Source organism: Selenomonas sp. (assembly GCF_052169755.1).
In the GTDB taxonomy this organism is placed as follows: domain Bacteria; phylum Bacillota; class Negativicutes; order Selenomonadales; family Selenomonadaceae; genus Selenomonas.
Genome location: NZ_JBQNBV010000023.1, coordinates 1 through 19,740, shown reverse-complemented (window position 1 = coordinate 19,740; position 19,740 = coordinate 1). Strand labels below are relative to the sequence as shown.

General features: G+C 58.1%; 14 protein-coding genes. 5 read left to right on the top strand and 9 right to left on the bottom strand.

Going from position 1 to position 19,740, the window contains the following annotated elements; translation table 11 throughout:
* Both ACTTKG_RS03135 and ACTTKG_RS03130 read right to left on the bottom strand, forming a co-directional pair.
* On the bottom strand, positions 1 to 1,701 hold a 1,701-nt coding region (locus ACTTKG_RS03135; protein WP_442672802.1), incomplete at its 3' end, for an ABC transporter ATP-binding protein/permease.
* A gap of 11 nt (positions 1,702 to 1,712) precedes the next feature.
* Positions 1,713 to 3,062: a methyltransferase domain-containing protein gene (locus ACTTKG_RS03130; protein ID WP_442672801.1), complete on the bottom strand. Its 1,350-nt coding sequence runs from the start codon at positions 3,060 to 3,062 to the stop codon at positions 1,713 to 1,715.
* 154 nt (positions 3,063 to 3,216) lie between these two features.
* Between ACTTKG_RS03130 and ACTTKG_RS03125 the strand changes: the two genes are divergently transcribed.
* Positions 3,217 to 3,873, top strand: coding sequence for a hypothetical protein (locus ACTTKG_RS03125; RefSeq protein WP_442672800.1), 657 nt, complete (start codon positions 3,217 to 3,219; stop codon positions 3,871 to 3,873).
* A 200-nt stretch (positions 3,874 to 4,073) separates the two neighbouring features.
* Here the strand turns inward: ACTTKG_RS03125 and ACTTKG_RS03120 are convergent, their stop codons facing one another.
* Positions 4,074 to 5,453 (bottom strand): amino acid permease, encoded by a 1,380-nt coding sequence (locus ACTTKG_RS03120; RefSeq protein ID WP_442672799.1) that lies wholly within the window; start codon positions 5,451 to 5,453, stop codon positions 4,074 to 4,076.
* A 242-nt stretch (positions 5,454 to 5,695) separates the two neighbouring features.
* Between ACTTKG_RS03120 and ACTTKG_RS03115 the strand changes: the two genes are divergently transcribed.
* Positions 5,696 to 6,325, top strand: coding sequence for a YigZ family protein (locus ACTTKG_RS03115; protein WP_442672798.1), 630 nt, complete (start codon positions 5,696 to 5,698; stop codon positions 6,323 to 6,325).
* Positions 6,326 to 6,568: 243 nt separating this feature from the next.
* Here the strand turns inward: ACTTKG_RS03115 and ACTTKG_RS03110 are convergent, their stop codons facing one another.
* The 6 genes from ACTTKG_RS03110 to ACTTKG_RS03085 form a co-directional block, all read right to left on the bottom strand.
* On the bottom strand, positions 6,569 to 8,089 hold the full coding sequence (locus tag ACTTKG_RS03110) for an SGNH/GDSL hydrolase family protein (RefSeq protein WP_442672797.1): 1,521 nt from the start codon (positions 8,087 to 8,089) through the stop codon (positions 6,569 to 6,571).
* A 2-nt stretch (positions 8,090 to 8,091) separates the two neighbouring features.
* Positions 8,092 to 9,402 carry an NAD(P)/FAD-dependent oxidoreductase gene (locus ACTTKG_RS03105; protein WP_442672796.1) on the bottom strand — a complete coding sequence of 437 codons (1,311 nt, stop codon included), beginning with the start codon at positions 9,400 to 9,402 and terminating at the stop codon, positions 8,092 to 8,094.
* Positions 9,403 to 9,670: 268 nt separating this feature from the next.
* Entirely contained in the window at positions 9,671 to 10,036 is a 366-nt protein-coding gene (locus tag ACTTKG_RS03100) for a VOC family protein (RefSeq protein WP_442672795.1), read from the bottom strand.
* A 12-nt stretch (positions 10,037 to 10,048) separates the two neighbouring features.
* Positions 10,049 to 12,274 carry a DEAD/DEAH box helicase family protein gene (locus ACTTKG_RS03095; RefSeq protein WP_442672794.1) on the bottom strand — a complete coding sequence of 742 codons (2,226 nt, stop codon included), beginning with the start codon at positions 12,272 to 12,274 and terminating at the stop codon, positions 10,049 to 10,051.
* Between the two features lie 87 nt (positions 12,275 to 12,361).
* The gene (locus ACTTKG_RS03090; RefSeq protein WP_442672793.1) at positions 12,362 to 13,780 is read right to left on the bottom strand and encodes a hemolysin family protein; all 1,419 of its coding nucleotides are present in this window, start codon (positions 13,778 to 13,780) and stop codon (positions 12,362 to 12,364) included.
* A gap of 74 nt (positions 13,781 to 13,854) precedes the next feature.
* Entirely contained in the window at positions 13,855 to 16,089 is a 2,235-nt protein-coding gene (locus ACTTKG_RS03085) for a DNA topoisomerase 3 (protein WP_442672792.1), read from the bottom strand.
* Positions 16,090 to 16,256: 167 nt separating this feature from the next.
* On the opposite strand from ACTTKG_RS03085, the gene ACTTKG_RS03080 reads away from it, so the two are divergent.
* From ACTTKG_RS03080 to ACTTKG_RS03070, 3 genes are all read left to right on the top strand, one after another.
* Positions 16,257 to 17,519 carry a diaminopimelate decarboxylase family protein gene (locus ACTTKG_RS03080; protein WP_442672791.1) on the top strand — a complete coding sequence of 421 codons (1,263 nt, stop codon included), beginning with the start codon at positions 16,257 to 16,259 and terminating at the stop codon, positions 17,517 to 17,519.
* A gap of 70 nt (positions 17,520 to 17,589) precedes the next feature.
* Complete coding sequence (locus ACTTKG_RS03075; RefSeq protein ID WP_442672790.1) at positions 17,590 to 18,990, top strand: amino acid permease; 1,401 nt, start codon at positions 17,590 to 17,592, stop codon at positions 18,988 to 18,990.
* 258 nt (positions 18,991 to 19,248) lie between these two features.
* Positions 19,249 to 19,740: ATP-binding protein (locus ACTTKG_RS03070; RefSeq protein WP_442672789.1), on the top strand; the 492-nt coding region annotated here is incomplete at its 3' end.

Here is a 19,740-nt window from a genome sequence, read left to right as displayed (position 1 = left end):
GATGGTGCGCGTCGTCCAGCCGCCCGCGCCATCGAGATGCAGCTCTCTTTCGTGCTGTGAAAAGAGCGTCGAGCGATGTCCGACGCTCACAATGCCCATCGCAGGCAGCTCGTGCGCCAGCATCGCATAAAGCTCCTTCTCCCGCGCCTCGTCGAGCGCACTCGTCGCTTCATCGAGAAACGCCCACGCCGGGCGCACGAGAAGGATGCGTGCAAAAGCGATGCGCTGCTGCTCGCCGAGCGACAAGATATGGCTCCAATCCGCCGTCTCATCAAGGCGCGCGATGAACTGCTCCATGCCGCAGAGACGCAGCACGCGCTCCATCTCAGCGCGCGGCGGCTCTGCCGTCAGCGGATAGCAGACGGCGCGGCGCAAAGAGCCGAGCGGCAGATATGGCTTCTGCGAGAGAAAGAGCCGCTTCTCGTCCGCAGGAAATGCCGCCGAACCTCGCGCAAAGGGCCAAAGCCCCGCAAGCGCACGAAGAAGCGTCGACTTGCCCGCGCCCGAAGCCCCCGTGACGAGCAAAGATTCTCCGGCAGCAAGCGAAAGCGAGCAATCCTTCAAAAGATCCGTGCCGTCGGGCAGCGCGACGGATAGATCCCGCACCGAGAAGCCGCCCGCAGACGGCGCAGACGTGACGGCGCTCTCTGCGCCGTCGACTTCCTCGATACGCGCCGTGAAGCCGCTGAGTCGGCGCACGACAGCCGCATACGCAGCAATCGAGCCATACGCCTCAACGAAATACGACAAAGCGCCCTGCACCCTGCCGAACGCCGAGATCGTCTGCATGAGACCGCCCAGCGCCATCTCGCCGCCGAAGTAGCGCGGCGCCGCCATGATGAGCGGCACGATGATCGCAAGCTGTGCATAGCCGTTGATGTAGAAATTCAAGATTTTCGTCTGGCGCATAAACTCGCGAAAGTTGCCGATGACGCGGGCGAAGCGCTCCTTAAAGCCGCGCACTTCCTGCATCTCGCCGCCGTAGAAAGCGATGCTCTCGCTGTTTTCACGCACGCGCATCATGCTGAAGCGAAAATCCGCCTCAAAGCGCTGCTTCTCGAAATTCAGCCCGATGAGCTTTCGTCCGACGCGATGTACGCCGACCGTGCCCACGACAGAATAAATCAGCGAGAACCACAGCATATAGCCGTAGACATGAAACTCCCAGCTGCCGATGGGAACGGTCAAAACGCCCGACAGATTCCAGAGCACGACGGCAAACGCCACAAGCGTCGTCAGCTGCTTCAAGAATCCTACGGAAAGCGAAAGCGTCAGCTCGACGAACTGGTCGATATCCTCCGATATGCGCTGGTCGGGATTGTCCGTGCCCTCGACGAGCGTTTCGAGCTTATAGTACGCGCGTTTTTCCATCCAACGTGCGAGGTAACGCTCCGTAAGCCACGAACGCCACTTGATCTGCAGCATCTGCCGCAGATAGATGGCATAGACAGCGACGGCAATATGCAAAAAAGCGAGGACAGCAAACTTGCCGACGAGCGGCCAAAAAAGCTCATACTCGTAGCCTTGTAAAGCGTTGTAAAACTCGTTGTACCAATCGTTGATCAAAACGAGCATACCGACCGTGATGAAATTCAGCGTAACGACGACGGCAAGCAGCCCGCGCGCCTTCCACTTCTCCTCAGAAACCCAATAGCCGCGAACCAGCTCACGGCAAATGCGCCAAACGCTCTTTTCTTCCACAAACGCTCCCCCTATCCTTGTTTCTGCGCCGATATCAGCCATTGATACGTACGAAGCTCCACCGGATCGACATCCGGCGTCAAAAAATCCGTCAACCGTTCAAAAAGCGCCTGATCCCGCTCGCCGTCCAAAAGATCCGCACGAGCAATCTGCTGCGGTTCAAGCCCGACGCCGCGCAGGAGCGCCAAGCTCTCTGCGAGCGTGAAAAAGCGCAGGTGCGTGCGGTCAAGAAGCCCCTCTTCCTCATACGTCCAGCGGCCGGCAAACATCATGCGAAATACAGACACATGCATGACGTTTGGAATGCTGACGACGACATGACCGTTCGGCTTCAACAGGGCGGCGAGATTCTTCATCGCCCGCCACGGATCGCGCAGATGCTCAATGACATCGCCCAAGATGATGCAGTCAAACTTTTCATGCCACAGAGGCTTATGCAGCGTTTCCACATCGAGCGCCTCGACGACAGCGAAACGCCTCGCAAACGCCGCCGCCTGCTCATCAAATTCAATACCGCAAAGCTCCGCATTCGGATTCCTGTTGCGAACAGCAAGGAGCGTCGCCCCGCAGGCACAGCCGACTTCAAGCACGGAAAGCTCCGGTTTTTGAACATCCATCATCTGCAAAAGTTCCGTGCGCGGCATAAAAGAATACGGATACCAAATCCCATATTTGCGGAAAAACAATTCCGCATCGCGCATATCGTCGGCAGCCGTTATGCCATTTCGATGTGCAAACGCCCCATGCGCGGCAACACAGAAGCGCCCGTCTTTCCAAAAGCGCAGGCAAAGATCGAGCATGAGAAACGGTATGCTTTGAAACTCTTCAGAAAAACATCCCTGCTCCAGCAAAACTTGGCGCTTCGCGAAAAAGCAAAAATCCAACGATGCGAAAACAAACGACGTCCCCTGCTCTGCGGACAAACTTTCAGCAAAGCGGCGAAGCCCCGCCGCATCTTGATAATCCGCACACTGTTCGGCGGGAAGTTCCTGCTCCTTGCCCACCCCCACGGATTCTCGCAGCATGGGAAAAATCAGCGCCGCCCCGTCAAAAGCGGCAGCCGCCCGCTGCATAGCGCGAATCGCCGGCGGCATGAGAAAATAAGGCGCTGTCAAAAACAGCACATCTTCACCGTGCGCATGGCGAAGAGCCGCATTGCAGGACGCCGCTATGCCTGCGTTCCTGCCGTCAAACAGCGTGCCGCCGCCTTCCCCTTCCAAAAACGCCAAGACCGCCGGATCATTCCCGCAATACATGAAGATCTTCTCACAATCCCCCTGCGGATAATTCTCGTGCAAATACGCCTGCATCATGCGCGCTTCCTGCAAATCCCCCGTCAAAAGCAAAAGGATGGTAAGCATATACTCCACCTCATTCCTATGGGAATCCTTCTCATGTTCTGCACTGCTTTTCAGTATAACGACTTTCATCGCTTCACGCAAGAGCTTCCGTATGCTACAATGAGAGAAAGTTCTCCCTCTTTCGCCGCCGCCCTGATGGAAAGGAAGATTTCCCATGCCGTCCTATAAATATCTCCTGCTCGCTCTCGTTTTCCTTGCACTCGTGCTGCTCTACCGCTGGATCCCCAGCCGCAAGATCTGGGCTATCTTTTCGCTTACGCTCCTTCTTACAGGCGCGGCGGCATTTTGGAGTTTCCCGCCGCCGCCCCCACCGAAGATGACGCCGGAAGAACGCGCCGAAATCCATCAACAGCAGGAGATTTTCAGCGCATGGTACGACGAGCACAAAAAAAACATCACGCAGCTCGACTACAACTGGCAGCAATACCACAATACGCTTGAGAGCTTCAAGGAAGGCGCCATCGACATCCAGACGACATACGTGCGGCTCACGCAGCTCGCCAAGGACGCCAAGCGCACACAGAGCGCCGTCGATGCACACGTCCCGCCGCTCGCGCTCACGGGAATCAACTACGATCTCGTCGCCGCCGTGCGGCAAAAGACGCTCGCCTACGCCGAAGCGCAGCAGCAAGCGATCAGCCGCACGAAAAACGCCGCCGACCCCGCGCAGCTCCTCACGAGCAGCCCCGCCGAGCAGAGCCGCATCTTAGAAGATACGATGATCCGCGAATCCCCCCCGGGACTTTTTCTCGCCGAAGAGATCAGCGCACTCCGGGAAAATCTCACAATTCCACCGGAAAAAGACGAATGACGAGGCATACTGCCCCACCCATAAGCGAAACCTTTGGGAGCGAGCGTCAAGAAGCCCGCCCATTCCCCCCTTCGACCAAGATTCTCATTCAAATGAAGCGCGTTTGAATCTTGCTCGTTATTTAGAGGAATGGGCGGGCTTTACGCCTTCGCGTTGGGCGGTGCAGCACACGCCTCTTGCGTTAATTTCTGCATTACGATTCAGCCATTTCTCGCCGCCGCCACACGCGCACGATACACACTGCGCAGACGATACCAGAGCATCGGCACGACGAGCATCGGCACGCCCAAGTAGAACGCCTCACGAAGGTCCGGCGTGAAGGCGAGCACGACGAGACAGACCACCTGCGCCCAGATGCCAAAGAGCGTCACATAGGGAAAGAGCGGCGTCTTGTAGCGCAGCGTATGCTCAAGCCCCGCCGCGATGAGATGTCGGCGGAAGCGATACTGGCTCCAACAGATCGAGATCCAAGCGATAGCCCCCGTGCAGCCGGAAACAGCGAGAAGGTACGTATAGACGGCAGAATCGGGATTGCACGTATAAAGGAGAATGACGAGCCAGCACGCGCATACCGATACAAGGATCGAATTGCGCGGCACGCCCTTGCCGTTGATCTGCCCGAGAAAAGCCGGCGCCATATCCATGCGTGCGAGCGAGTAAAGCGCCCGTGCGCTTGAATAAAGCCCCGAGTTCGAACACGACACCGCCGCCGTCAGCACGACGAAAGCGAGCGCAGCCGCCAAGGAATCAAGCCCATGCGCGGCGAGCGCAGCCGCAAAGACGCTCTCCGAAAGTCCCGCCTGCTCCCACGGCAGAATCGAAATCAAAAGAGATATGGGAACGATATAGAGGGCGATGATGCGCCACGTCACATTGCGCACGGCGAGCGGAATGCTCTTCTCCGGCTCCTTGCACTCGCCGGCGGCAAGACCGATAATCTCCGTTCCCTGAAAGTTCACAAGAATAATGACCATCGTCAGGACGATCGCCCACCAGCCGTTCGGCGTAAAGCCGCCGCTTCCCAAGAGGATGCGCGTACCGATGAAACCCTCGCCGCCGAACAGCCCAAGGCAAATGAGGAGAGCCACGGCGCTGAACGCGACAAGAGCGAGAATCTTCACGAGCGAAAGCCAAAACTCGCTCTCGCCGAACTTATCCACGCGGAAGAGATTCAGGACGGTCACGACAAGACCGAAGAACACAGCCCACCAGAGCTGGCTGACTTCAGGTACGAAATTGTTCATGATGATGCCTGCGGCAATCATCTCCGACGGCACATACGCCATCCAGTTGAGCCAGTACGCCCAACCCACGCCGCACGCCCACGTCGAGGAAATATTCTCTCGCGCATAGGCGACGAAAGAACCCGAAACAGGCTTCGCGACCGCCAGCTCCGCCAAGGAGAGCATGACGCAAAGCACGATGATCCCGCCCAAAAGATACGCAAAGATCGCCGCAGGTCCCGCCTTTTCAAGCACATAACCCGTGCCGAGAAAGTAGCCGCTGCCGATGACCCCGCCGAGCGAAATCATCTGCACATGCCTGTTTTTCAGCCCTCTATTCATCTGCGTCCCATTCATGGCCTTGATAACACAACCTTCCTTATAGAGGGAGCTAACCCCCCTGGAAAAATCCCCTGCACAAATACAGCTTACGCTCAATATACACTAAAAATCGACAAATGCCAAGCGGATATTTTGAAAAAATCGGCTTGCATTTGCCGCGGACTTTCCCCTCGTTTCACGAAGGATTCTATGTTACTATATATGGTAGAAAGGCGTACGTACGCAACGAAAATACGCGATAAAATAAGGAAACTATCATGAAAAATTTTACGACGATTGAAACGGACGGCAAGGCGGAATACGAGATCCAACGATCGCGTTTCATCGCAGAAGCCGTTCATGCAGCGACGGAAGAGGACGCCCGCGCGTTCCTCCTCTCCTGCAAGAAGAAGTACTACGACGCGCGGCACAACCCGAGCGCCTGGGTGCTAGGCGCAGGCGGCGAGAAGCAGAAGTCGAATGACGACGGCGAGCCGGGCGGCACAGCCGGCAATCCGATCCTTGAGGCGATTAAAAAGCGCGGCTTGACCAATACGCTCGTCGTCGTCACGCGCTACTTCGGCGGCATCAAGCTCGGCGCGGGCGGTCTCATCCGCGCCTACGGGCACGCCGCGCACCTCGCACTCGAAGCCGCCATCCTCGTGCGCTGCCTGGAGCTTACGCGTCTCGCCGTGACGATCGACTATACGCTTCTCTCGCTCGTCGAAAATTTCGTGCGGCAGGAGAATCTTCGCACGGATGCTACGATCTACGAGCAGCAAGCGACGTGCATTTTGCTGTTGGAAGAAGAGCAGCTCGCCCCGACAGAAGCGGCGCTGACCGATCTCACGGCAGGCAGAGCCGCTTTCGAGAATCGCGGCACGGTTCAGGGCAAATCGGCGATTTGAAAAGCACAAAACCTGCCGGAAGCCGGGCGAAGCCACAATATTCGGCTTGCATGAAATGCGATTGGAAAATGTACCCGGTAACATCACCGATACCCTCTTTCCTGCGCCGGTACGGATGCGGCAACGCATCAAGCATCGCAGGCTTGGAGCAACATTCCGCAAACTTTGCCGTCCACAAGATTCCGACAGCATAAGAGCCGCCCGCGCGACAACGCGGGCGGCTCTTATGCCGGAAACCCTTTCTTACACTCTCGGATCACGCAGGATCGGTTCGACTACCTGCGGAAACCTCGCGCGCAGATAATTGCTGATCGTCTCGCCGATGAAGCGCTTCGCCACGCTGTCGGGATGCAGTCCGTCGGTCGTGTAGTCATCTTCGAGCTGCCCGTGCGCATCGGAAAGCACCGTCGTGACGTCAACACAGTAAGGCTGCGACAGGATCCAACGGTTGATGAGCGCCTGCTCGTCGCTCCAATCGGCGGGCGGCGTCTGCGCATACTGGAGCTTCGCGATCTTCGCCGGATTGAGCGAGGTGGTCGTCGCGAAAACAGGCGTGATGCCGCGCGCCGTACACTTGTCGCGAATCCGCGCGAGCACGGCGATGACGTCCGCCGCCTTGCCGCCCACGCGATAGTTGTTCACACCGCCCATGATGACGAGGATGCGCGGGCGAAAGGGCAGCACATCGCGCTCAAAACGCGCTTCCATCGCTTCTACGGTGTCGCCCGAGTAGCCGAGATTTTTGATTGGAAACGCGGCATACGATTCCCAGTCGTACAAGACGCGGTCAGGCCCGTTGACGATGGCGCCGCCGCCGTGCGTGATGCTGTCGCCGAGGGCGGCGACGACGACGGGAGTCTTGACCTCAAACGGCACATTTTCCGACCATGCGCCGATAGGCTGACGCGACGCATCGAGGGCGCGCACCTTCCAGTAGTAGCTGCCGGGCGTCGTGAAGCCATAGGTATCGTAGCAGGTGAGATCCGTCGAATAAAGGATATGAAGAAGCGACGGCTCCTTCTTGCCGCGCTTCCACACGGATACTTCGTACTCTTTTGCACCGAACGCAGCAATCCACGAATACGTCGGATAGAGCGGCACATAGTCCATCCGATCAAACTCACTTGTCGGCAGGGGCGCTGCCGGCTCCTTCTCCCCCAGCTCAAGCGCAGCCGCAGGCGTAAACGCAGAGCGCCCGTTGCCGTCGTAGTCGAGCGCGCGCACGCGCCAATAGTGATTCTGATCGAGCCAGCTGCGTCCGACGAGCGAAAGTTCCACGCCATTATTGAAAATATGCGCATCGCGATAAACGATTTTCGCCTTCTCGCCCACGCCCTCTTCCACGACAATCTCGTAGCGCACAGCGTCGGCGACGGGCTTCCACGTAAGACGCAGCTTCTTCGGCGTCTGCCGCGCCGCCATTTTCACATTCCCGCGCATCGCCATCGGCTCCTTTGCAGCTTCTCCCGGTGCAGTATCTTGGGACAGAGACTTCTTTTCAGCGTCTTTTGCCGCACCTTTCGGTTGCTCATTCGCATCTCCCGCTTTCTCTTCTGCGGGAGCGTCCGCTTCCTTCTGCGCCGTATCGCGCTCAAGTATGACCGTGCGATCCTTCGTCACGGTCATGCGAGCCGCCGTATGCGCTTCGCCTGCCGGAGACGCTTCTAAGGTCAGCGCTCCCTGCGGCGCAAATACTGCCGCCGCAAGGCAAAAAACCAAAGCGGCGGCGCTTTTTTTCCAAAAACCATGCGTTTTTTTCTGCAAGATCAACCCTTCTCTTCCGGATCGAGCGGCATGGGGCGGAACTGGCGCGATTCGTCATACTGCATATTCGTGATGATGCGGCCGAGGCGCGTACCCGACAAGAGGTTCCACGTCCACTTCAAAAGCACCGTGATGTTCGTATGCGCACCCGAAAGCCGCAGCAAGTGAACGAACATCCAGACGACCCATGCGATGAAACCCTTCATCTTCGTGCCGTTCATATTGACGACGGCTTCCGTCCTGCCAATCGTCGCCATCGCTCCTTGATCCTTATAATGGAATGTTTCGAGATTCTCATCGCCTGCCAACAAGCGTTTGATATTGCGTGCAGCGACGGCGCCTCCCTGCGTCGCAACGGGCGCGACCGTCGGCAGGGGACGCTCCGTGCCGTGGCAGAAGGAAGCGCAGTCGCCGATGGCGAAGATATCGCGCTCGCCTTCCACTTGCAGCTTCTCGTTGACGATGATGCGTCCCGCGCGGTCACACGCGAAGCCGAGCTTGCCGATGATCGGCACAGCCTTGACCCCCGCCGCCCAAATCACCGTATTCGTCGGAATGACCCGCCCGTCCTTCAATGTCAGGCTGTTCTTGTCGCAGCCCGCGACCTGCGTGTTGAGCATGACGTCTATGCCTTTATTCTCCAAGACACGCACCGTTTCCTGCTGCAAGTCGGGCGGCATCATGGGCAGAAGCCCTCCCGTCGCTTCGACGAGCTTGACGCTGATCTCATCGGGCGAGAGGTTGTGATACTCGTCCTTCATGATGAGGTTGATGACTTCCGCCAAAGAGCCGGCAAGCTCGACGCCCGTCGGCCCGCCGCCGACAACGACGAAGCTCAACATGCGGCGGCGCTCCTCCTCGTTACGCTCTATCTTGTTGGCGCGCTCGAACATGTGAATGACATGGTTGCGGATGTGCAGCGCCTCCTGCAAGGTTTTCATCGGGAAGGAGTGTTCCTCGACGCTCTCCATGCCGAAAAAGTTTGTCGTCGCACCCGCCGCGAGGACCAAATAATCGTAGGGCACTTCCCCGTGATTCGTAATGACGACCTTGCGCTCCTTGTCAAGTCCGCGCAGCTTCGCCATGAAGAGATCGACGTTCTTATTATGCCGGAAAAAGGCGCGGATGGGATAGGCGATCTCGTCGGTCGAGAGAAGCGACGTGGCAAGCTGATAGAGAAGCGGCTGGAAAAGGTGAAAATTGCGGCGGTCGATGATCGTGATGTCAAGACTCTTATCCTTGGCAAGCTCGCGGACGACCTTCACTCCGCCAAAGCCTGCGCCGACGACGACAATGCGTGTTTTGCTGCTCATGGTCTTACTCCCTTCTGGGTGCGGGGATGCTCCCCGCCTTTGCCGAGGCGAGGCAGATGCAGCCGCTCCTAGCAACGGCTGTCATTCTTCCTGCGCTCTAAAAACTTATCGACATATAAATTCTATATATAGAAAAAGCGGCGCAGGGGCTTATGCCCACCGCGCCGCTCTCGCTTCCCTGTCATTTTTTCTCCTGCTCCTCGCAGCTTTCTTCGTCATACTTTATTTTCCCTTTCCCCATAGCGTCCATCCGATGAAACTCCCGTCATCACCACTTCGGCAGAACTTCAAGCCAATAGCCGTCGGGGTCGCTGATGAAATAAATACCCATCGCCGCATTTTCGTAGCAGATGCACCCCATCTCCTCGTGCAGTTTGTGCGCCGCATCGAAGTCGTCGACGCCAAAGGCGAGGTGAAATTCGTTGTCGCCAAGGTTGTACGGCTCCTCGCGCCCCTTGAGATGCGTCAATTCAAGCTCGTGCGGCGTCGTGCCGCCGTCGCCCAGGTAGACGAGCGTGAAATCCGGCAGCTCCTTTCGGCGCACTTCCTTCAGCCCCAGCGCTTTCTCGTAGAAAGCAAGCGAACGCTCCAGATCGCGCACGTTGATGTTGTTGTGCAAAAACTTGAATTTCATAGCGTCTTCTCCTTACTGCTCCATATCGAAGAATGTAAAATTCCTGCAATAGTCAATCACGAGGAATTTTTCCTTGTCCTTGCCCTCGCCGCCCAGATTCTCGCAGAAGCGCATACCTCTGCCAAGCATCTGACTGAACTTGCTCAGGGAATGAACCTTGCGGAAAAAGACGAGATTGACGACCGGCGGCATATCGAAGCCCGTATCCAAAACATCCACGGATACGGCGATGGTCGGCTGCTCTTCCTGCGCTGAAAACGCATGAACCGCCGCCGCCAGATCGGGCGTACGCGCATCGAGCGCACGAATGAAGTCTGCGCCATACTCGGGATGCAGCCTCTGGAATATGAAAGCGATGGCTTTCGCCTGTAAGCTGTTCTTCGCGAAGATGATCGTCTTGCCAAGCTTGCCGTCCTTCGCTTTGAAACCATGCTCCAAGAGATTTTCGAGCATCGCCTGGATCTTCTCCTCGCTGAACAGCCAGTTGTTCACGGCTGGCAGATCGAAATCCTTGCTGGTGATCGCCCCCGTATCGGAATACTCCATCTCAGCGATTGTGCGCTGCTCATCCGTAAGTTCGGCGTAGCGAAGGTGCGAATCCATGAGTGCATCCGGCGCTTCGTCGCGCAGCGTGAAATCAACCAGCCAGCCGTCCCGCCGCGCTTCCTCGATGCTGTAGGCGAACGTCGGCTTGCCCGGCGCAAGGTCGTAGAAGCGATAGACGTCCGCCTCCCCGGGCGCCGACGGCGCGACGGAAGAAAAGCCCAAAAGGATGGCGTCAAAGTAGCGCAGGAGTACGAGATGATCATCGTAGACGCTCGGATGCGACTCGTCGATGACGACGAGATCGAAGTGTGCGGGATCGTAAAGGCGCACACCGTCCTCCGTACGATTCTCGTTCACCGCATCCATCATGGCGGTCGCCGTCGCAAAGACGATGTCCGCCTGCTCTTCTTCACGCACATCGCCGAGAAGATCGACGCTCTTCATGTCCGGCAGAATCATGGCGAATTGATCGTATGCCTGATGCACAAGCTCTTCGCGGTCGGCGAGGTAGAGCACCTTGCCGATCGCTTTCTGCTGAAACAGCGCCTCGATGGCGCCCGCTGCCATGCGCGTCTTGCCCGTGCCCGGCGGCGTGGAGACGAGGAGACGGCGCACGCCTTTATGCACGTCCTCGCATATATGCCAGACGGCTTCCCTTTGATAGGGGCGGTTCACGATGCCGCTTGAGAGATCCGGATGGCTCTCGGGATCATAGAGACGACGAAATCCCATGCGCCGCTCCAAGTCGATGCGCGAAAAACAGCCGGAGATGCGGCGCAGGGCGTCGCGCCGCTCATCCAAGAACCAATACTTCCCTTCATGCAGGAGAAAGAGGTACGGGCGCTCGGCATATTTTTTCTCGATCAGCGCCGCCCATTCCTTCACCTGCGCCACGCCTTCTTCCAAAGACTGCGCCGTCTTGACCGCCATGACGGCAAGCGGCTTCTTCTCTGCATCGGTGAAGAGGAAATCGACCGGCGGCGCTTTCTTCCCCGCGCCTTCGATCGCACAGTTCATGAAGCAGTCCTCATCCAACGTCCAGCCTGCCTGCGCACCATCGACCAGCAGATAGCGGCCGCGGCACTCAGCGACGAGATCCGGCGGTACGCTGACAACTTCACCGTTGTTATTCTTTTGGCGAAGCTTTGCAAGACGCTCCGCCGTCTCGCGGTTCTTCTTACGCCGCGGCAAGAGAGCGCCGCCCTCGAACGGTTCCTTGTAAAGCGCACGAAGTTTCAGCGGATCCTTGACCTTTTCCCTGCCTTCCGCAGACAAGAGCGTTTCGTCAAAGGGGCGCGGGGAGAAATCCTCTGCATAACACGCCGCCAGCCATGTGAGCGAGCAATGCAGCGCACGCAGAGAGAGCACGGCGGCTTCACGCGGGACATCTACGCTGCGGTAGGCGACGATATTGCCCAAGTGCAGGATGTAATGCACGATGGCGTCCATCCCCTCGGGGCGCAGCTTTTTGAGTGTCGGCTCATGAATGAGACGCGCGATCGCCTCATGGTACGGCAGCGCCAGATCCGCATCATGCGTGAACATCCAGCGCACTGCCAGTTTCAAGGCGCGCGCCGCCAAGACCGTACTCTTCGGATATGACGTCTTGAGACTCTGCTCCGCCTCCATCGCCGTCTTTGCGATGGCTTTATAATTCTTTTGCGCTAACAAAAAATCAAAATTCGATGCCATGTCCTCACCATTCTTTCCCTAGATATGGCTGCTCAGCCAGAGCGCCGCTCCAGCCAGCCGCTATTCCCCCTTGCGAAAGTTGTCCTCTCAGCGAATTCCCCGCACGCCCTTCCCTTCCTTGCGGCGTGCGCCTATATGTTTTGCGCCGTCCGCTTTGCGCGGCTGCGTGAGATCGACGATCTCATCATGCTCCTTCTGCGGTTCGCGTCCGAGGCGGCAGAGGACGCGCGTGATGCGCACGCCCTCCGTCTCCTCGACGAAAAACTGTGCATCGGCAAACGTCGCCTTCTGTCCGATGCGCGGCGGGTTCTCAACGTGCGCGGAGAGCCAGCCGCCCACGCTGTCGATGTCCTCTTCGTCAATAGCGACTTCCAAGACGTCCTCCAGTTCCTCCAACAGCATCTTGGCGTCAACGGAGTAAAGGCGCGCGCCCTTCTTTTCCACCAGAGGGCGATCCGTATCAAATTCATCTTGGATATCGCCGACGATCTCCTCGACGACGTCCTCGATCGTGACCATCCCCGCCGTGCCGCCGTACTCATCGACGACGATGGCGAGCTGCGAACGCTCCTTCTGCATCGTCTGCAGCAGGCGGCTGACCGCCATCGCCTCAGGAACGACGAGCGCGCGGCGTGCAAGCTTCCGAAGATCCGGCTCTTCCTTTCGGTAGAGCGTCTCTAAAAAGTCCTTGATATGCAAAAAACCGATGATATTGTCCTTGTCTCCATCGCAGATCGGATACCGCGTGAGCCTTTCCGCCATCGCCGTATGAATGCTCTCTTCGATGGAATCCTCAAGGTCGAGGCAAATCATATCCGTGCGCGGAATCATGATTTCGCGCACAGAAAGGTCGGCGAAATCAAAAACATTGTCAACGAACTCCAACTCCGTCTTGTCAATGAACCCCTGCCGATGACTCTCCTCCATGAGAACGCGAATCTCTTCTTCCGTATGCGCCACATCTTCGCCCTTCGTCACGACGGAAAAGCCCATGCGCTCTTCCGCCCAATTCGCGACGTGGTTCAGCAGCCAGACAAAAGGATACATGACGCGCTGAAAGACGAGAAGCGGCAAGGCGACCGAAAGCGCGACGCTCTCCACCTTGCGGATCGCGACGTTCTTCGGAATCAGCTCGCCCCCCACGATGTGCAGCGACGTAATGAGAAAGAACGCCAGCGCAAAAGAAACGGTCGCAACTGCGCTCTCCGGCACGCCCAGCCAAGAAAAGGCAGGGTGCAGGAGCGAGGCGACGACAGGCTCGCCAAGCCAGCCAAGACCCAAGGAAACGATCGTGATGCCGAGCTGCGTGACGGAAAGCGCCACATCGAGCCGATTGACCAGCTCCTTCGCATAGGACGCGCGGCGATTCCCCTCGGCGATGAGCACATCGAGACGCGAACTGCGCATCTTGACGATAGAAAACTCCGCCGCGACGAAGAACGCATTGCCGAGTACGAGCAAAACTACGACAAACAGCTTGAACCCAAGCAAAAAAGGATCTTCCAAGAACACTCCCCCAGAAAAACGCGAAACCCATACCTTTCGGTATATCTGTCTTTAATATATTCTACGGCAAGTTTTTATTTTCCTGCCGCTTCGTTGTTTTTTGGAACGGAATTCATAATCTGCTGCGCGGACGGCAGCGGCGCATACTCGGCGAGAAACGCCGCCATCTCCGCCTCAGAAAGCACCGGTGCGCCAAATCCCGAGGCAGGGCGTGCGGCGGTGCGGTTCGCTCGCGGCGCTGCATCGCGCGGCGAAGAAGCGCTCTTTGGCGCAGCCGCTCCTCCTATGCGCGTATTGAGCTTAGGCTTGCCGTCCTTGTCATCGCAGCTCATGCGACAGCGCGGATAGTTCGAGCAGCCCCAGAAGTCGCCGTTCTTGCCGCTTCGTTTGATGAGCACGCCATTTTTGCAGCGCGGGCACGGATGCTCGCCCTCGCGCTCGATCTTCGCATCGAGCGCCTTCGCTACAAGGCGGCGCGTAAAGGCGACCTGCGCCGCCAGAAACTCTTCGAGCGTACCCGCGCCGTCCGCCATCGAATGCAGCTTGTCCTCCCAGAGCGCCGTAGCGTCGGGATAAACGAGATCGTCAGGCAAGGCGTCGATGAGAAGATACGCCGCATCGGTCGGATAAAGCAGCTTCTTCTTGCCCTTCGCCGTGAGGAAGCGGCGCTTGATGAGATCGTCGATGATCGCCGCCCGCGTCGCTTCCGTACCGATGCCGTAGACGTCCTTCAAGCGTTTCTTCGCCTCGGGATCAAGCACATACTTATGAATCTCCTTCATGCCCTGCAAAAGCGTCGCAGGCGTAAAGCGCGGCGGCGGCTTCGTCTCGCGCTTCTTGAGCGCACCGCCCGCATACGTCACGAGGTCGTCCTTCTTCAAAGGCGGCAAAACGCCGCCCCCCTCCTCTTCACCATCCGGCGCACCATCCTCCGCCTCTTCACCCGCCCCCTTCTTCGCCGCGCGATAGAGCGCACGCCAGCCTGCCTGAAGTTCACGCCGTCCATTAGCGGTGAACACCTCGCCGTGATAGTCGAGCGTCGCGCGTGTCTGCTCGTAAATATGCTCAGGGTAAAACTGCGCGATGAACGCCTGCGCGATCAAGCGGTAGATGTTTTGCTCCGTCTCCGTGAGCGTCCCGAGCCGCGCACGCACCGTCGTCGGAATGATCGCATGATGCGCCGTCACCTTCTTGTCGTTCCACGCGCGGCTCTTGATCTTCGCGTCCGCGCCGCCCGCCCAATGCGACAGAGCCGCATCGTCGCCATCGCGCAAATGGGTGAGGATCGCCGGCGCATCCTTTCGCTGATTCAGCGGCAGATACTCCGAGTCCGAGCGCGGATACGTCGTGAGCTTCTTCTCGTAGAGCTTCTGCGCCGTATCGAGCACGAGCTGCGGCTCATAGCCGTACTTTCTGCCGGAAAGCACCTGCAAAGACGAAAGGGAAAAAGGCAGCCGCTGCCCCTCCGTCTTTTTCGTGCGGCGCACGTCCGTCACGCGCCCTTTTGTCGGCGGCTCGGCAAAGCCAAGGAGCCGCGCTTTCGCCGCCGCCGCATCGACAAGCCTGCCCTCGCGGTCAAGCCCCGCCTCTTCCTCGCGCGGCTTCCATACGGCAGAAAACTCGCCGTCCGCATGGCAGAACTTCCCGCGAAGCTCGAAATAATCCACGGGCTTGAAGCCTTCGATCTCGCGCTCACGCCGCACGACGAGCGCCAAGGTCGGCGTCTTGACGCGCCCCACGGGCAGGACGAGCCTCTTGTGCCCCGCGCGGCGCGCCGCCAGCGTATAGGCGCGCGAAAGATTCATGCCGATCAGCCAGTCGGCGCGGGCGCGTGCCAGCGCCGACTGCTTGAGCGCGTAGAAATCACTGTTTTCGCGCAAATTCGCGTTCGCTTCACGAATGCTCTTTTCATCGAGCGCGTTGAGGAGAATGCGCTTGACCGGCTTTTGATTGCCGACGAAGTCGAGCACCTCGTCGATCAAAAGCTGCCCCTCGCGGTCGGGGTCGCCCGCATGGACAATCTCATCGGCGCGCGCGATGAGATCCTTGACAATGCGAAACTGCCGCGCCGCAGACGACGCGACGACGAGCTGCCACTCGGCGGGTACGATCGGCAGATCCTCCACGCGCCAGAATTTATACTTCTCACTGTACTCCTCCGGCTCCTTCTGCCGCAGAATATGTCCAAATCCCCACGTCACAGCGCCATCCGCCGTTTCCAGCCAGCCGTCGTGCGAACGCAGCGGCCCTTTGAGACACTTGGCGATCTCGCGCCCCATGCTCGGCTTCTCCGCGATATAAAGCCGCAAGCGACCACCCCCCTTCCTCGCCCAAGCGTTTCTCTCATGTAAATCAAAGATTTTCTTCTATTATACCACACGAACGGCTTCATTGACAGCATGGTGCTGCATTGTTATAATGGCAGAAACATGGTCGCCGCCTTCGGGCGGCTTTTTATCCTGTAGGAGGCGTCTTTATGACAGAAAAAACTTTCCCCGTAAGCCCCGCGCGGCTTGAGGAAATCATCCGGCAATATCCAACGCCCTTTCACATCTACGACGAAAGAGCCATCCGCGAAAACTTCCGCCGCTTCAAGCGCGCGTTCTCCTGGGCGCCGCACTTCACCGAGCACTTCGCCGTCAAGGCGACGCCGAATCCGCGTCTCCTGCAGCTCCTCTCCGAAGAAGGCGCGGGCACGGACTGCAGCTCCATCGCCGAACTCATCCTCTCCGAAGCCGCCGGCATCAAAGGCGAAGCGATCATGCTGACCTCGAACGACACGCCCGCCGAGGAATTCCAAAAGGCGCGTGAACTCGGCGCCATCATCAACCTCGACGACATCAGTCACATCGACTATCTCGAAAAGCATGTAGGCCTCCCCGACTGCCTCTCCTTCCGCTACAATCCCGGTTCGCTCATCGAAGGCAACGACATCATCGGCAAACCGACCGAAGCGAAGTACGGGCTTACGCACCACCAGATCTTCGACGCCTATAAAATCGCGCAGGAAAAAGGCGTGAAGCGCTTCGGTCTGCACACTATGGTCATCTCGAACGAGCTTCGAAACGAAGCTTTCCTCTTCACCGCAGAACTCATGTTCAACCTCGCTGTCGAGATCAAAAAGCGTCTCGGCATCTCACTCGAATTTGTCAACCTCGGCGGCGGCTTCGGCATCCCCTACCGCCTCGAAGAAACCGCCATCGACGTCGAGCACGTCGCAAGCGGCATCGAAGCGCTCTACAAAAAGATCATCGAGCCGGCAGGACTCTCCGGCCTTGCCATCAAGGCAGAATCCGGCCGCTACATCACCGGGCCTTACGGCTGGCTCGTCGCGACGGCGCTGCACGAGAAAAAGACGTACAAAGACTACATCGGGCTCGACGCCTGCATGGCTGACCTCATGCGCCCCGCGCTCTACGGCGCCTACCACCACATCACCGTCGTCGGCAAAGAGGACGCTTTCTGCGACCATATCTACGATGTCACAGGCTCGCTCTGCGAGAACAACGACAAATTCGCCATCGACCGCAAACTGCCCAAGATCGAGATCGGCGACCGCATCGTCATCCACGACACGGGAGCGCACGGCCACGCTATGGGCTTCAACTACAACGGCAAACTCAGAAGCGCCGAGCTGCTCCTTCGAGAAGACGGCAGCATAGAACTCATCCGCCGCGCCGAAACCTTGGACGACTACTTCGCCACACTCGACATCCCCGGCGGTCTGATGAAGTTTTAGCGGTATATCTCTCGGTGCCTGCAGCGATATGCTGCGCCTGCCGAATCTTTTTGTAAAGGATGAACAACGTATGGATCTCTTTCGCAGGAAAAGCATCGACGAACTGCAAGCGGCGGCGGCAGCTTCAGGAATGCTCAAGAACCTCGCCGCCGTCGATCTTTTGATGCTCGGCATCGGCGCCGTCATCGGCACGGGCATCTTCGTGCTCACGGGCGTCGCCGCCGCCAAATACGCAGGGCCTGCCGTACCGCTGTCGTTCATCCTCTCGGGGCTTACATGCGCGCTTGCGGGTCTCGCCTATGCGGAATTCGCCTCCATCGTGCCGGCGTCGGGCAGCGCCTACACCTACGCCTATGCCTCCTTGGGCGAGTTCATCGCCTTCATCGTCGGCTGGAACCTCATCTTAGAATACACCGTGACGTCGAGCGCTGTCGCCGTCGGCTGGTCGGGCTACGTCGTCGGCCTCTTCGCCTCGGCGGGGCTTCATCTTCCCCATGCGCTCGTCGTCTCGCCGGAGGAAGGCGGCGTATTCAATCTGCCCGCCGTCCTCATCACGCTCTTTTTGTCGTTTCTCCTCGTGCGCGGCACAAAGGAAAGCGTCAAACTCAACCGCATCCTCGTCTTTGTCAAACTCGGCGCGATCTTCCTCTTCCTCGCACTCGCCGCGCCCCACGTCGATGCGGCGAACTGGGAGCCATTCCTGCCGTTTGGCTACAGCGGCGTCGTCTCGGGCGCGGCGATCGTATTCTTCGCCTACATCGGCTTCGACGCCGTCGCAACGACGGCGGAAGAGTGCCGCAACGCCGCAAGGGATCTTCCCGTCGGCATCATCGGCTCGCTCTTCATCTGCACGCTGCTCTATGCCGTCGTCGCCGCCGTCCTCACGGGCGTCGTACCGTATTCGATGCTCGACACAGCGGAGCCCGTCGCCTTCGCGCTGCGCCACATCGGCTACAACGTCGGCTCCGCCATCGTCGCCGTCGGCGCGATCTGCGGCATCACGACGGTACTGCTCGTCCTCCTTTACGGTCAGTCGCGCATCTTCTTCGCCATGAGCCGTGACGGCATGGTGCCCGCAAACGTCTGCAAAATTCACCGCCGCTTTCACACGCCGTATCGCGTGACGATCCTCGGTGCGATCTTCGTCTCCGTCATCGCGGGCGTCTTCCCCATCGGCATGATCGCCGAGATGGCGAACATCGGCACGCTCTCCGCCTTCCTCATCGCCTCCATCGGCGTCATGGTACTCCGAAAGACCGAACCGAACCTCAAGCGCAACTTCAAATGTCCTGCCGTCTGGATCATCGCGCCGCTCGCCGTCCTCTCCTGCGGCTACCTCATGGCGAACCTGCCGCTCGCGACATGGCATCGCTTCGGCTTCTGGATCCTCTTCGGTCTTTGCGTCTACTTCGGCTACAGCCGCGCCCACAGCGTCATCGGCCGCCGCGCAGAAGAAGCGGAAAAGCAGTGAGGCGGTGAAAAAGCGGAGGGCGTCTTCTTATGAAACGTATCCGGCATTTTCGCTCCTTTTTGAGAGGCTTGACGCGCCGGGATTATCTCTTGGCATGGGGCGTCGCTTTTTGTTCATCTATAACGAACAGAATATCGCTATTTATAAAATCTGTCGATTATGGTCGACAGATTTTATAAATTCCTATTGATTGTCGGTTATAGAAGTATTATGATGATATTATCACAGAAAGTATAAGGATGGATACGAGGTGATGTCATGATTCAGCGCGAGAACTATATGCGAAGGATACGCCCCTTTATTGACAAAGAGGTCATCAAGGTGCTCACAGGCTTTCGTCGCTCGGGCAAGTCGGTCATGCTGCAGCTCATTCAAGAGGAGCTGCTCATGCGGGGCGCAGCGAAAGAACAGATCGTTTCCTTCAACTTTGAATCGATGGCAAATGCGAAGTATAGCACAGCTGCGGCGCTTTACGAGGAAATCGCTGCAAGGATTTCGAAGATTCCCGAGAAGGCGTATCTCTTTTTCGATGAGATTCAAGAAGTCCGCGATTGGGAGCGCTGCGTCAATTCCTGCCAAGTCGATTTCTCCTGCGACATCTATATCACAGGCTCCAATGCGAAACTCCTTTCGGGAGAACTTGCGACTTATCTGGGCGGACGCTATGTGGAGTTCGTCATCTACCCCTTCTCTTTCAGCGAATATCTGGCAAGCAGGAAGACGCACCGGGACATCGCACGCGGATTTCGT

Excerpts from the sequence above, each read along its gene's own strand:
- ACTTKG_RS03130 (WP_442672801.1), bottom strand. The coding sequence starts at position 3,062 with ATGCTTACCATCCTTTTGCTTTTGACGGGGGATTTGCAGGAAGCGCGC.
- ACTTKG_RS03125 (WP_442672800.1), top strand. The coding sequence starts at position 3,217 with ATGCCGTCCTATAAATATCTCCTGCTCGCTCTCGTTTTCCTTGCACTC.
- ACTTKG_RS03120 (WP_442672799.1), bottom strand. The coding sequence starts at position 5,453 with ATGAATGGGACGCAGATGAATAGAGGGCTGAAAAACAGGCATGTGCAG.
- ACTTKG_RS03115 (WP_442672798.1), top strand. The coding sequence starts at position 5,696 with ATGAAAAATTTTACGACGATTGAAACGGACGGCAAGGCGGAATACGAG.
- ACTTKG_RS03105 (WP_442672796.1), bottom strand. The coding sequence starts at position 9,402 with ATGAGCAGCAAAACACGCATTGTCGTCGTCGGCGCAGGCTTTGGCGGA.
- ACTTKG_RS03100 (WP_442672795.1), bottom strand. The coding sequence starts at position 10,036 with ATGAAATTCAAGTTTTTGCACAACAACATCAACGTGCGCGATCTGGAG.
- ACTTKG_RS03095 (WP_442672794.1), bottom strand. The coding sequence starts at position 12,274 with ATGGCATCGAATTTTGATTTTTTGTTAGCGCAAAAGAATTATAAAGCC.
- ACTTKG_RS03080 (WP_442672791.1), top strand. The coding sequence starts at position 16,257 with ATGACAGAAAAAACTTTCCCCGTAAGCCCCGCGCGGCTTGAGGAAATC.
- ACTTKG_RS03075 (WP_442672790.1), top strand. The coding sequence starts at position 17,590 with ATGGATCTCTTTCGCAGGAAAAGCATCGACGAACTGCAAGCGGCGGCG.